This is a genomic window from Bradyrhizobium sp. AZCC 2230, from assembly GCF_036924495.1.
Taxonomy (GTDB): domain Bacteria; phylum Pseudomonadota; class Alphaproteobacteria; order Rhizobiales; family Xanthobacteraceae; genus Bradyrhizobium; species Bradyrhizobium rifense.
This window is the reverse complement of the sequence record NZ_JAZHRS010000001.1, coordinates 1239744-1252792: the sequence shown is the minus strand read 5'-3', so window position 1 is coordinate 1252792 and position 13049 is coordinate 1239744. Positions and strand designations below refer to the sequence as shown.

Genomic DNA, 13049 nt, shown 5'->3' with positions numbered 1-13049 from the left:
CGGGTCCGTCAGCTACTGTCGTCGAATTGCCTGCTCCGCGTGCCAATGCATCCCAAGCGCGTGCAGTTTCTCGGCGGCTTCCGCTGCGGTCTGGCGGGCCGCTTCGTCTTGCCCTTGCAGCGCGAGAAGCTCAGCGCGCGTGGCCAGATTCAGAGCGGCATCGCGCAGCGAGCTGCGCCAGCCTGCCGAGCTTTCGGCCCGCAGCAACCAGCGCTGGCTTCGTCCAAAGTTTCGGCGCCGGGCCGCAAGTTTCGCAAGCGAGCGGCATGCCATCGCCTCCCCTAGCCGCTCACCCTCGCGCGCGCGGCCGAGGACATGGGCGGCGAACCGCCTTGCCGTATCGACATCGCCTTCGGCCGCGGCCGCCTCGACCAGCCAGCTATATTGAACGGACGTGTAGAAGTGGAAGTTGCGCCGCTCCATCCATTGCGCGGCGTTTCGCAACTGCTGCAAGCCGTCGGCATCGCCGGCCGCCGACCAGCGGGCAAATCCGGACGCTGCGCGGCAAGCCGCCAGCATCAGAAGGCTGCGCGTGTTCTCGGCGGCGCGCGCGCCCTCCACGGCCAGTTCCTCCGCTTCCTGCCAGCGGCCTTGCCAGACCAGCGCGACCGAAATCCAGTTGCGTACTGAATTGACGACCGGATGGGTCGAACCATCGACCAGAGCCATCGCTTCGCTGAAACATTCGTGCGCGCGGTCGAAATCGCCGCGATCCGCCAGGATGCCGCCCTTGCACGACAGCGCGTAGGCCGCGCCGAAGGAAATGGCGCCGTGCCGCCGGCTTCGTTGCTGCTTGGTCGAGATTGCAGCGTCGATCAGGGCTATGGCTTCATCGTATTGGCAGCTTGCGGCGAGTATCTGGCCGAGCGTAGCTTCCATGTGGGCGATCAGGCGGGGCTCACCGAGCTTGCGTGCCAAATCCAGAGCTGTCCGCGTGTGCGTTGCACCCTCGCGAAAGCGGCCGAAGCCGTAGCACATGTAGCCGAGCCACTCATATGCGCTGACCATAGCAGCGGTGTCGCCGCACGAGGTCGCGATCGCCACCGCTCGCTCGAACACCGTGGTGTCGTCGGTCAGCGACAACGGGTCGAAGATGTTGACCATGCCGAGTTTGTTCGCCAGCAGGCACCAGCGCAGGGACTGCTCGCGCGAGCGATCCGGCACCCGGTCCAGCGCTTCCAAGGCGACCTGATACTGAGACCGGGCAAGGTCCAGCGCGAATGCTGCCATGGCCTTATCGCCGGCGCGTTCGGCATAATGGGCTGCGTTTTCCCAATGGCCCGCACCTCGCGAATGGTAGGCCAGGGCTTCCAGCGTGTCTTCACGATCGGCCTGCTCGGACAGCGCCAGCAAATTGGCTTCGACGCGCTTGTGCAAGGTCTGACGCTCGTGCAAGCCAATGGTGTCGAAGACAGCGTCGCGCGTAATTCCGTGCTTGAAGCGAAGGACATCGCCGACAGGATCGGCGTAGAGGAAATCGGCATCCGCCAGAGCCCGTACCGTGGTCGGGTCGGGTTCGTTGCCGCAGGCCGCAATCAGCAACCCCTTCGGCACCGTGTTGCCGATGACTGCCGCGGCGCGGACTACGCTGATCTGGTTCGGCGGAAGGCGCGCCAAGCGGGAGGCGACCAGCGTTGCGATCCATCCGCCTTGCTTGCTACGCATTTCGAACGACGCGGGATCATTGGCCGCGATGGAATGGCACAGCTCTTCGATGAAGAGCGGTACGCCGCCGGCATAGGCGTGAACGCGGGCCACCCCGAAGGGATCGGCTTGTGGTACCCAGCGTCGTACGGCTATTTCGGTTTCCGGTCCCTCGAACGGCTGCAGCAGCATGTGCGGTGCGCCCGAAATCCACTCGAGTCCGTCGTCGCGCGGCCGGGCGGCGAGGATAAAGCGCGGTCCATTGGGCAACTGCAGGAGTTTCTCCAGCAACTGCCGGCTCGCGTCGTCCGACCATTGCCAGTCGTCGATCACCATCACCAGCGCGCCCTGCGCGGACAAGACCGCAAAGAACCCCAGCAGATCACCGACGACACCATCGACCGTTATCCGGCCGCCGCGCGCATCGGCGCCGGTCGAGGCGAGTCCGATGATTGCTTCTGCGCTTGGACCGAGCTGGGCGAGCCATGGCTGCAGGGCGTCACGGGCTGCATCGTCGGCCTCGGCGATGGATGCGTCCGGTCGTATTCCCAAATAGGCGCGCAGCATCTGCAGAAACGGTTGCAGCACCTCTGCATCGACATAGCTCTCGCAACTGCCCCGCAGCAACTTGAAATGATCGGTGTCACAGTGGTGCAGCACTTCTTCCAGAAGCCGTGTCTTGCCGAGCCCGGGACCGCCGACGACGATCGCGCAACGTTGCGAGGACGGCTGTGGCTGATCGAGAAAGTCCGTCAGAAAGTGGAAGATCTCGCTGCGCCCAACGAAGGGCGTCAAGCCGCGCCGGGACGTTGCGTCAAACCGTCGGGTCACCATGCTTCGCCGCAGCACCGCGCACGCCTGCGGCATCCCCGGTCCCGCATCCGTCACCTGAACCGGGGCGCCGAGTTCGAAGAAATTCGCATGCGGCCCAAGGGCATCGACGCTGGCGAGGATCTGGCCCGGGGCAGCCCGACTCGACAGATGCGCCGCCGTGTTCACGACATCGCCGATCAGGTCATACCGGCCGGACTCGATATCCCCTTCCGTCAAGAGCAAGGTCCCGGCGTGGATACCTGAATGCATGCGAAGCGGCATCAGGGCCGGCGACACGCCGTCGTGGCGCAACAACCCGACCCACCGGTGAATATCGATCGCGGCTTCGGCGGCACGACGACCATCATCCTCGCCCGCCCGCGGATAGCCGAACACGGCGAGGACACCGTCTCCCTGGGTTCTGATGACGCGACCGCCATGCTTGGTTACCGCGCGATGCCAGATATCCCGCATCTGGCCCAGCAGCTCGGAAAGATGCTCCGACTCGATATCCCGGCCAAGGGCGGTGGACCCTACGAGGTCAGAGAAAAGCACCGTCAATCGATGACGTTCGCCCTTCAGTTCGCGGGTCTGCGTACTCATCGTCGCTGTTGAGGCCAGCTCGGTGCCGAACAGCAATCACGGTCCCTAGCTGGCGCCAGACCGGATGCCGCAAGGCATCATACACATCCGTAGAATCCCGGCTACCCTCCCGCAAGTACAAGGTGAACGTCGCCGGCGCGGTTACCTCGAAACCAGTCTAACCCATTCAAAAGCCGCAGCCATTTCCGTGATGATAGCAGCCGACCAAATCGTCAGCGCGTAGCCCGATCTCGCCCCGTCTACTCACTCACGCCGTAGAACGTCATCTGGTAATCGTGGAACAGCGCGTTGCGACGCTCCGCGGTCGTGCCGAGATATGGCGAGGCGCTGGTCGCGCCGGTAGAAGTCTCGTTGAATGACATGTAGGTGCCGTTGTTGGAGCGGCTTGCCTTGGGCCAGGCTGGCAAGCCCTCGCCGTTGGGATCGCCCGTCCTAACGAAATTGGCCCACATCGAGGAGGCCTGCTCGGCCAGCTCGAAATCTGAGGGCGCCCACTGGCGTTGACCGGGCTCGTTGCGAAGCGAGTTGAAGGTGTACCAGAGGTCCGATGAGTGCCACGCGCCGTAGAATTCGCGATCGCGTCCGGGCGTCGGATGATTGAAGTAGAAGACGTAGACCTTGCTGGCGGGGTTTCTGGCCGTGAGCAGCGAGCCCGCGATCCGGTTTTGCTCGAGCAGAAGGTCGGCCTGGGCCTTGAGGTGCTGACGGTAGGCGTCGAGCGGAGTTGAAGCTGGATAGAGCTTCTCGAATGAATATTTGGCGTAGAGCTCCTCGCCGAGCAGCTTTTTCCAGTAGGCGTGGAAGGCCGCGATGTCCATGACCTTTTCCGGTGCTCCGTCCAGCGCCGTCCGCTCGTCGGCGACCGTGCCGACGATGACGTCAACGCCGTTGAGGGCGCCCTCCTTCGTGAGGTCGACCGAGTCCGTGGTCAGGACGTGACCGTCGATGACCGCGTACATGTTGCTGGTCACGGCATACATGGCGTCGATCCTGGTTGGATCCTTGTAGAATTCTTCGGCCGGCAGCTTCCTGAGATCGTCGAGGCTCTTGCCGGGGAATGACTTTTCGAAGACCGGACCGGCTGCGGCCGTCTTGTCCGCTAGCGTCACGTAGTTCGGCTTGCCCGGCTGCGCCATCACGGTCGGGCTCGAGTGCATGATCGCGCGCTGGAACAGGCCCTTGGCGAGCGGCGTGGACAGAACGCTTCTGACATTGCGCGATCCCGCCGATTGCCCGGCGATGGTGACCTTGCCCGGATCACCGCCGAAAGCGCCGATGTTCTTGTGCACCCATTTCAGCGCCTCCACGGCGTCGAGGATCGCAAAGTTTCCGGCGCCCTCCTCCTTCATTCCGGGCAAGGCGAGAAAGCCCATGATGTTCAGCCGATAGGCCGCCGAGACCACGATGATGCCCTTGGCGGCGAGCCTGGCCGCGTTGAACTCGATCTCGGAATTGTTGCCGTGCCGGTTGCCGCCACCGTGGTAGTACACCATCACCGGGAGCGCGGTGCCGGTGGGCTTCGCGGGAGCCCAGACGTTCAGATAGAGGCAGTCTTCGCTGTCTTTGGGATCCTTCGCCGGGTCCCAATAATATTCATTGAAGTAGAACGTCCCCGGCGGATTGGCGCTGGCGAGCTGGGTGCACCGGTTCGGCCATGCACTGCTGTCCTTGACATCAGACCAGGGCACCACGGGCTGCGGTGCCCTCCAGCGATTGTCGCCCACCGGTGGTGCAGCGAACGGAACCGCCTTGTAGACGGACACCCCGGCAACGTCGGACGCAACACCGCGGATCTGCCCGCCCTCCACGGCGATGGCGGCATCTGGCGTCTGGGCAATGGCGGGCGAAACGGTCAGGCCTGCCAAAGCGACAACGGAAAGCATCCTGCTGAGCCTCATGGTTTCCTCCGCGCGGCCATCGGTCGTTGCCGATGGCTCTCTTGTTGATTTGCGGACTACATTGGACGAGTGCAGGCCCGAGCACTAATGCCGTATCGGAATGGTTTGAGAACAAAACGGCATGTTGCACCGGATGGCCGGGTGAGCGTCGGCAAGCTCACTCCTAGGTGAAGAAGGAGCCTGGACCGACGCCAGGGCTATCCAGAACCCCGTTCCCGGCTCACAATCCGTGTCCAGGAACGCCGGACAACGGACGCAGCCACTCAAGCCGCGCCACCTTTGGGAGTTCGTCATGCAGGAGAACATCGCTCGCACCAGCAGCTCGCACGCCATTCCATTCGATGCCGCCAAGCTCGATCGCCTGATGGAGGCCGCAGGCCTCGATGTTCTGATCGCGACGTCCAAGCACAATGTGCAGTACCTGCTCGGCGCGGAGCGCGCGATCTTCTTCGACTACATGGATGCCATGGGCATCAGCCGCTATCTGCCGGTCCTGGTCTATCCCAAGGGTGGGCCGGAGAAAGCCGCCTATATCGGCCACAGGCTGGAAACCCACCAGCGCGCGGTGGCGCCGCCTTGGGTGCAGCAGGTTCGGACCGAGTCCAACGGCTCGGTCGACGCCGTGATGCGCGCCGTCGCAACGTTGAAGGATGCCGGCGTGCCGATGAAGCGGATCGGCGTCGAGATGGCGTTCCTGCCGATGGACGCAGGGAAGGCGCTGGCCGAGGCCCTGCCCGGCGCCGAGCTCAAGGACGCGCTACTGGTGCTGGAGCGGCTGCGCGCGGTGAAGTCGGCGGAGGAACTGGCCAAGCTCAAGACAGCCTCGGAGCTCGTGATCGCATCGATGCTGGAGGTGATCTCGCAGCATGGCCCGGGCACCACCAAGCAGCAATTGTCGGATGCATTGCGTGTCGCGGAAGCCAACCGCGGGCTGACGTTTGAGTATTGCCTGCTCGCTTGCGGCAGCAGCCACAACCGGGCGCCATCGTCGCAGCGCTGGGAGCAAGGCGACGTGCTGTCGCTCGATTCCGGCGGCAATTATCACGGCTATATCGGCGACCTCGCGCGGATGGCCGTGCTCGGCGAGCCGGATACCGAACTGAAGGATTATCTCGCCGAGATCGAAGCGGTCCAGCGCGCCGCCTTCGCCGCGGTCAGGCCGGGCGCCATGGGCGGCGACATCTATGTCGCGGCCGAACGGCAGCTCGCCCAGATCAGCCAGCGCGGCTGCACGGAGTTTTTGGCCCACGGCATGGGCCTCGTCAGCCACGAGGCCCCTCGCCTGACTGCCACGGGTCCGGTTCCCTATGATGATGTCGATGCAAGGCTGCCGCTTGAACCCGGCCTGGTGGTCTCGATCGAGACCACGATGAAGCATCCCAAGCGCGGCTTCATCAAGCTTGAAGACACCGTCGTGGTGACGCCGGCGGGCCACGAGATCTTTGGCGAGGGTGGCCGTGGCTGGAATTTGGGTCTCAGCGCGTAGCCCTGCGGCTTCATCTCGTGCGCCGCAATGACGTCCAGTTCTCGGCAAATCTCCGTCATCAACCCTTGGTAGCCTTCACCATCGCCGCACGGTCGCCGTGTTTCGCGAGCGATATCTTTTTTCCGACCGCCGGCTTCCGCGAACGAATTCGGAGTTGCTGTCATGCGCCATTTGCCTGATGACACGATCACGCTCACGATTGGGGACCAGCAGTTCGAAACGCTGTTCGGAGATCCCGACTTCCCGACCAATGCCCGCGGCGGCAACGATACCATCACGGTGAGCATAGGCACCCAGACCTTTCTTAATCTCGTCGGCGACGGCGCGACGCTGGACGGTCATTCCCACGGCGGCAACGACACGCTCGCGGTTAGCCTGGCAGGCTTCGAGGACACCGTCATCGTCGACGGCGATGCGCAATCGATGCTTGACCACGCCAAGGGTGGCAATGACACGCTCTATGCCAGCAGCAAGAACTCTGTCTTCACGAGCTTTTCGCTTTATGGAGACACCGAAGGCGTTATGTCGGATCACGCAAAGGGAGGCAACGACACTATCGTCGGGGTATTCGGGGGCAGATCGTCCAACACTCTGGTCGGCGATGGCGCCACCATGACGGGACACACCCATGGCGGCAACGACACGCTGCTCGCCTTCGAGGCTAACCAGGACGGCTCCGCGGGAATTTACGGCGATGCCATCACCATGACCGATCATGCGCACGGCGGCAATGACGTCCTCACCTTCATCGTGGGAAGCGAGGCCGAGAACGGAGGCGCCACGCTGTATGGGGACGCAGGTTTTCTGGAAGGCGATGCTCGCGGCGGCAATGACGTTCTCACGGCTTCTTTCGGCGTGAGCGATCCCAACGGTTCGCAGTCCGTTACGCTGATCGGCGACGCCGATACCATGTCAGGCAATGCGCGCGGCGGTAACGATGTCCTCATTGGCGGGTCGCACAACGACACCCTGGTCGGCGACGCCCTGCATTACGCTCCTTCCGCGCCCGGCTCGATCAAGGGCGGCAACGATATCCTGAACGGCGGGGCCGGGAATGATCAGCTTTGGGGCGGGCCGAACAACGATAAGTTCGTCTTCGACAAGGGCTCCGGCCAGGATGTGATCCATGATTTCGATCAAGGCAACCGCGCTGTCGGCAGCACGGCGCCAGAGCACGATGTGATCAATTTGCATGATTATGGCTTCGCGAGCTGGAAGGCGCTCTCGAGCCTGATCAGCGATGACAGCTCGGGAAATGCCGTGATCCATCTGACGGCCAACGACACGATTACGTTAGCCGGCGTCCACACGGCAGACCCCCATGCGAGGGATTTCACGATCTGAGCGCGCCGCAATTGCTTTGATGACTGTTTCTGCATGGCGCGCGCTTCGGCCTTACCGCAGCGGCAGCATGTCCAACTGGCTATGCGCTTTCTTCACCGCCGCCGTGAACCAACTCTGGCCCGGCGCCTCCTTGGCGAAGCATTTTGTGTAGGCATCCATCGCCTGGTCTTCTCTCGCCATGGAGTCCTCCGGGACCTTCCTGGCCATCATCTGCTTCCAGACCTTCTCGCAGGCCGGGATCTCGGCCGTCTTGATGGCATCGGTTGCGGCAAGGAAGAACACCTTCTCGCCCTGGATTGCGACCACGTCGATCTCATGCGGCGGGCCCTTCAAATCGCCATTGCCGCGGACGCCGAGCACGGCCACGGCGACGCTCGCAGGTGCGGGTTTTGTGATCGGCAGCTCCGCATATTTGGCGAAGGCTGAGTCCTGGATCGCCTGATAGTAGAAGCGGTCCGACCTGAACGCCGCATCGATCTCCTGCGGCATGCCGTCCTTGCTGTGTTCGCGCAGCCAGTGCTTGAGCAGCGCGGTCGTGGTCACCACGGCCTGCTGCTTGTCGCCCTCCGTGGCGAAGCCGAGCCCGTCGAGATGGCCAAAGCCGCTGTCGCCCTTGAACAGCGTGTCGGCGTTCGACTTGCCGTCGGCCTGGAGCCTCTTGATCGTGACGGGACCGACCAGGCCGCGCAGGATACCGGTCAGTTCGTTGAGCGCTGCACCGTGCTGCTTGAAGGTCTCGTCGCTCTCTTTGGCTTTGGAGAATTTGGCGATGTAGCGGTCGCGCAGGTCCAGATAGTGCTGCTCCGGGGACGCCGCATGTGCTGATGTGGCGAAGGCGAGCAGGCAGAGCAAGGCGAGCGATCTCATTGCGATGTCCGGAAAGCTGGAGGCGATCTCCAGTCTTGGTGGCGTTGCCGGGCCGGAAGGTTCATCCCCGGCGGCGCGCCCTGCCGGTTCGAGAACCAATCCTTCACCATGGCTTGCGGGTTCGATTGAGCGCAGGGAACCCGAGAGGTAAAATCGGCTGCAGATTTTCAGCAGGTGCTGGGCATCCGGGGGCGACGTCCATGAGCGAATTGCGCGCGGCGACCAGATAATCCACGGCGAGAACCGGGATCATCGAGTTCGACGGCGCCAGGGGCACCGTGAGCATCCCCTGCACCATCGCCGATGTCTCCGGCACCGGCGCACGGCTGAAGCTCGACTGGTCGCTGTCGTTTCCGAAAGAGGCGACGCTGGTCTTTGCCGACGGCCTGCGAAAGACCTGCCGTGTGGCCTGGCAGAAGCGCCGGCTGCTCGGCGTCGCGTTCGCAAATGGCGTCGCGAGCGCGGATGAGCAAGCCCTCATGATGACCGAGGAAGAGCAGGCCCTGCACCGGCAGCATATTGGCGCCCAGGTCAAAGGCGCGCGCGAGGCGCGTGGCTATACCGAGGCGCAGATTGCGAACCTGGTCGGCGTCTCGCCCGAGTTCGTCTCACGCGCCGAGAACGGCGAGATCAGCATCCCGCTCCACCAGCTCACCCACATGGCCGATCTGCTGCTGGTCGATCTCGACAGTCTCGTTGCAGGCCCGGCGTCGGTTGACTTGCCCCCGGCTGAGCCGCATGCGAATGACGCCGCAGAGGCCCTCCTCCGCTAGCTCTTGTGGCGGTACGAGCCGCCGCCGGCATGGTCAGCGGTGCCGCAGGCGGCGGTTGACCCGGCGCGCCAGATAATCGCCCGCGCTCTGGACCAGCTGCACCAGCGCGATCAGCACGACCACGACGGCCAGCATCATCTCCGGCATGAAGCGCTGATAGCCGTAACGGATGCCGAGATCGCCGAGACCACCGCCACCGACGGCGCCGACCATGGCGGAGTACCCGAGCAGGCTGACCACCGCGAGCGTCAGCGCCAGCAGCAAACCCGGCAGCGCCTCGGGGATCAGCACCTTGAACACGATCTGGATCGGCGAGGCCCCGAACGAGGACGCGGTCTCGATCAGGCCGCCATCGACCTCGCGGACCGCGGCCTCGACCAGGCGCGCGATGAACGGCGTGGACGCAATCACCAGCGGCACGATCGCCGCGGTCGAGCCGATCGAGGTGCCGGCAATCAGCCGCGTGAACGGGATGATGGCGACGACCAGGATGATGAACGGCGTCGAGCGCGTCGCATTGACGACGATGCCGAGCACCCGATTGACGGCTGGCGCCGCGAACAGCTCGCCCTTGCGGCTGGTGGCGAGGAAGACGCCGAGCGGCAGGCCGAAGGCGGTGCCGAGCAGCGCCGCGATGCCGACCATGTACAGGCTTTCGCCGGTGGCCTGGACGATCAGGTTGATGAGTTCAGGCGACATAGCCGAGACGCTCCGCCGGGAATTGATATTGAGACAGCCAGGCCAGCGTGCGCGTCGCCGCGCCATCAAGTATTTCTTGGCCGCAAGAAATACTTAGAGGAATGCCGAGCACCAGCGAGCCGACGTGCTGGCCGCCGATCTCGTCGATGCGCGCCGACAGCAGCGAAACGTCAAGGCCGAGTTCGCGGGCGAGCCGTGCGATCAGCGTGTCTCCCGCCCCTGCCCCGCGCACCTGGACGCGGATCACGGCGTGGCTGCCCGGCTCCTGCACGATCCGGCTGGCCAGCGAAACCGGCAGGCTGTCGCCGGTCACCTCGGCCAGGAACGACTGGGTGATCGGATGCTTCGGATGGGTGAAGATATCAGCGACGTGGCCGCTCTCGACGACGTGTCCGGCGTCGAGCACGACGACTTCCTTGGCGAGCTGCCGCACCACGGACATTTCATGGGTGATCAGCACGATGGTCACCCCGAGCTCGCGGTTGATGTTCGCAAGCAGATCGAGGATGGCGCGCGTGGTCTGCGGATCGAGCGCCGAGGTCGCCTCGTCCGACAGCAGCACGCTCGGCCGCGTTGCCAGTGCGCGCGCAATGCCGACGCGCTGCTTCTGGCCGCCGGAGAGCTCTGAGGGGTAACGGTCGTGCTTGTCGGCGATGCCGACGAGGTCGAGCAACTCGGCCACGCGGGCCTTGATGTCGGCCTTGGACCAGCCGGCGATTTCCAGCGGCAGCGCGATGTTGTCGGCGGCGGTGCGCGACGACAGCAGGTTGAAGTGCTGGAAGATCATGCCGATCGCGCGTTGCGCCAGCCGCAACTCGCGGCCCGTGAGCGCCGAGATGTCCTTGTTGTCGACGACGACACGGCCCGTGGTGGGCTTCTCCAGCCCGTTGATGAGCCGCACGAGGCTCGACTTGCCGGCGCCGGAGCGGCCGATCACGCCGGTGATGGACCCGCGCGCGATCGCGAAATCGATGCCTTGCAGCGCGTCGACGCCGGGCTTGCCGCGATAGGCCGGATAGGTCTTCGAGATGTTCTCGAAACGAACCATCGCCTCCGGTTCAGCCGCGGCGTCAGGGATCTCGACCGGCTCTCCGATCACCAGCGATGGGTGCGCATTCATGGAAGCGGCTTTCATGCACGATGTTTAGCTCGCCCGCCCGAAAGGCGCACGAGAACCAGGTCGCTATCCAAGCGACGGGGATGGAGCAATGCAGGCACCCAATGGCGACGCTGCACTGCAGCACACCATCGCGCGATCCAGTCTTTCTTGCAATTTCAGATATTTGCAGGCGATTGGGCGAAGTTTTCCCAATCCCCCGCCTTGGAAGAAGATTCGTCTGCCGGGGATCAGTTTGCGGCGGGACTCACCGAACCATGGCGAGCCAGGGCATCACAATCACCAGTAGCCCCGCGAAATAGAGCACGCCGAAGATCAACCCAAAACCCCAGAACTGGCCCTTGCCGATATAGCCGCTGCCGTAATACATCGGCGCCGGCCCCGTGGCGTAAGGCGAGATCACGCCCATCAGGCCGAGCGAATACATGCAGAGCGCGGCGAGCGTCGGGACCGGCAGATCGGGAATGCCGGAACCGACCGCGAGCACGACGGGCAGCACGGCCGCCGCATGCGAGGTGATGCTCGAGAAGAAATAGTGGATCCAGAAGAACAGCGCGACCAGCAGGATCATCGCGGTCGATGGCGAAAGCCCCGAGAGCGGTTTTGCGAACTCGTTCGCGAGCCATTTGATGAAGCCGATCTCGTTCAGTCCCGAAGCCAGCGTCAGGAGCGAGGTGAAATAGAAGAACACCTCCCAAGCGCCCTTCTCGCGGACGATATCGGCAAACTCGATCACGCCGGTGACCAGCATCAGCGAGATCACGATGAAGACGACGGTCGTGGCATTGACGAAGTTCGAACCAAGCACGGGCACGTAGATGTCCGGGCTCGAGCCGGCGATCCACAGGAACATCGCGAGGATGATCAGCGCCAGCATGATCCACTCGTTGCGCGACATCGGGCCCATCTCCGCGAGCTCCTTCGCGGCCCACTCGGAGATCTCCGGGCTGTGCTTCACCTCCGGCCGGCAGATCGCGTAGCTGAGCAGCGGAACAAGGATCATCAGGAGAATGCCGAGCGGCGCGAAGCCGATGAACCACTGGCCCCAGCTCACATCGACACCGACCGTCTTCTTGGCGATCGCGAGAGCCGCCGCGTTCGGCGCCAGTGCGGTGAAGAACAGCGAGCTCGTGATCGCAGTCGCTGCGAACGCGGTCCACATCACATAGGTGCCGATCTTGCCGGCGGTCGGCCCGGGCTCCGAGCCGTAGATGCGCGGAATGTTGCTGATGATGGGATAGACGATGCCGCCGCTGCGCGCGGTGTTGGACGGCGTCGCGGGTGCAAGCAGGAAGTCCGACATCGCCACCGCATAGCCGAGGCCGAGCGTGTTGGTGCCGAGCCGCCGCACCAGCACCAGCGCGATGCGCCGGCCAAGCTGGCTCTTGCGGTAGCCGATCGAGAACACGAAGGCGCCGACGATCAGCCACACCGTGCTCTCGGCAAAGCCCGCCAGCATCCAGCGCAGCGATTTGTTGGGATCGGGATCGATATAGCCGCCGACGCCGGCGACCGTCAGCCCGATCAGGCCGACCGCGCCGACCGGCATCGATTCCAGGATCAGCCCGGTGATGACGGCCGCGAACACGGCAAAATAGTGCCACTGATTGACGTTGAGACCCGCCGGCACCGGCAAGAGATAGATCGCCAGCCACACCACCAGCGGCGCAACAAGTTTCCAGCGAAAGCCTTTCGCCTCGGGTGCCTGTGAACTGGCGGTCATGCGCCCTCCCCCCTCAATCGTCTTGGTATCGTGCAGCCCGTTGGCCGGGCCGTTTTGTCCCCACGCGGCGTATACGGATTGT

General features: G+C 64.0%; 9 protein-coding genes. 3 read left to right on the top strand and 6 right to left on the bottom strand.

Going from position 1 to position 13049, the window contains the following annotated elements:
* Positions 1–12: 12 nt before the first annotated feature.
* Both V1280_RS05980 and V1280_RS05975 read right to left on the bottom strand, forming a co-directional pair.
* Positions 13–3096 carry an ATP-binding protein gene (locus V1280_RS05980; RefSeq protein WP_334520351.1) on the bottom strand — a complete coding sequence of 1028 codons (3084 nt, stop codon included), beginning with the start codon at positions 3094–3096 and terminating at the stop codon, positions 13–15.
* Between the two features lie 203 nt (positions 3097–3299).
* Positions 3300–4958 carry a carboxylesterase/lipase family protein gene (locus V1280_RS05975; protein WP_334520348.1) on the bottom strand — a complete coding sequence of 553 codons (1659 nt, stop codon included), beginning with the start codon at positions 4956–4958 and terminating at the stop codon, positions 3300–3302.
* A 292-nt stretch (positions 4959–5250) separates the two neighbouring features.
* Here V1280_RS05975 and V1280_RS05970 point away from each other — a divergent pair, with 292 nt between their 5' ends.
* Together V1280_RS05970 and V1280_RS05965 are read left to right on the top strand one after the other, a co-directional pair.
* Positions 5251–6444: a M24 family metallopeptidase gene (locus V1280_RS05970; protein ID WP_334520345.1), complete on the top strand. Its 1194-nt coding sequence runs from the start codon at positions 5251–5253 to the stop codon at positions 6442–6444.
* 162 nt (positions 6445–6606) lie between these two features.
* Complete coding sequence (locus V1280_RS05965; protein WP_334520342.1) at positions 6607–7788, top strand: calcium-binding protein; 1182 nt, start codon at positions 6607–6609, stop codon at positions 7786–7788.
* A gap of 51 nt (positions 7789–7839) precedes the next feature.
* Here the strand turns inward: V1280_RS05965 and V1280_RS05960 are convergent, their stop codons facing one another.
* Positions 7840–8655, bottom strand: a complete 816-nt coding sequence (locus tag V1280_RS05960) for a hypothetical protein (RefSeq protein ID WP_334520339.1) — start codon at positions 8653–8655, stop codon at positions 7840–7842.
* Between the two features lie 248 nt (positions 8656–8903).
* Here V1280_RS05960 and V1280_RS05955 point away from each other — a divergent pair, with 248 nt between their 5' ends.
* Positions 8904–9428: a helix-turn-helix domain-containing protein gene (locus V1280_RS05955; RefSeq protein WP_334538188.1), complete on the top strand. Its 525-nt coding sequence runs from the start codon at positions 8904–8906 to the stop codon at positions 9426–9428.
* Positions 9429–9461: 33 nt separating this feature from the next.
* Here V1280_RS05955 and V1280_RS05950 read toward each other — a convergent pair whose 3' ends face one another.
* The 3 genes from V1280_RS05950 to V1280_RS05940 all read right to left on the bottom strand — a co-directional run bounded on the left by V1280_RS05950 (position 9462) and on the right by V1280_RS05940 (position 12967).
* Positions 9462–10127, bottom strand: coding sequence for a methionine ABC transporter permease (locus V1280_RS05950; RefSeq protein ID WP_334520336.1), 666 nt, complete (start codon positions 10125–10127; stop codon positions 9462–9464).
* Complete coding sequence (locus V1280_RS05945) at positions 10117–11247, bottom strand: methionine ABC transporter ATP-binding protein (protein WP_334520333.1); 1131 nt, start codon at positions 11245–11247, stop codon at positions 10117–10119. Before V1280_RS05945 ends, V1280_RS05950 begins: the two co-directional genes overlap by 11 nt.
* Positions 11248–11491: 244 nt before the next feature.
* Positions 11492–12967, bottom strand: coding sequence for a DASS family sodium-coupled anion symporter (locus tag V1280_RS05940; RefSeq protein WP_334520330.1), 1476 nt, complete (start codon positions 12965–12967; stop codon positions 11492–11494).
* Positions 12968–13049: the final 82 nt, after the last annotated feature.

Bases quoted from the DNA above. Each gene is read 5' to 3' on its own strand.
- V1280_RS05975 (WP_334520348.1), bottom strand. From the start codon at position 4,958: ATGAGGCTCAGCAGGATGCTTTCCGTTGTCGCTTTGGCAGGCCTGACC.
- V1280_RS05970 (WP_334520345.1), top strand. From the start codon at position 5,251: ATGCAGGAGAACATCGCTCGCACCAGCAGCTCGCACGCCATTCCATTC.
- V1280_RS05965 (WP_334520342.1), top strand. From the start codon at position 6,607: ATGCGCCATTTGCCTGATGACACGATCACGCTCACGATTGGGGACCAG.
- V1280_RS05960 (WP_334520339.1), bottom strand. From the start codon at position 8,655: ATGAGATCGCTCGCCTTGCTCTGCCTGCTCGCCTTCGCCACATCAGCA.
- V1280_RS05950 (WP_334520336.1), bottom strand. From the start codon at position 10,127: ATGTCGCCTGAACTCATCAACCTGATCGTCCAGGCCACCGGCGAAAGC.
- V1280_RS05945 (WP_334520333.1), bottom strand. From the start codon at position 11,247: ATGAATGCGCACCCATCGCTGGTGATCGGAGAGCCGGTCGAGATCCCT.
- V1280_RS05940 (WP_334520330.1), bottom strand. From the start codon at position 12,967: ATGACCGCCAGTTCACAGGCACCCGAGGCGAAAGGCTTTCGCTGGAAA.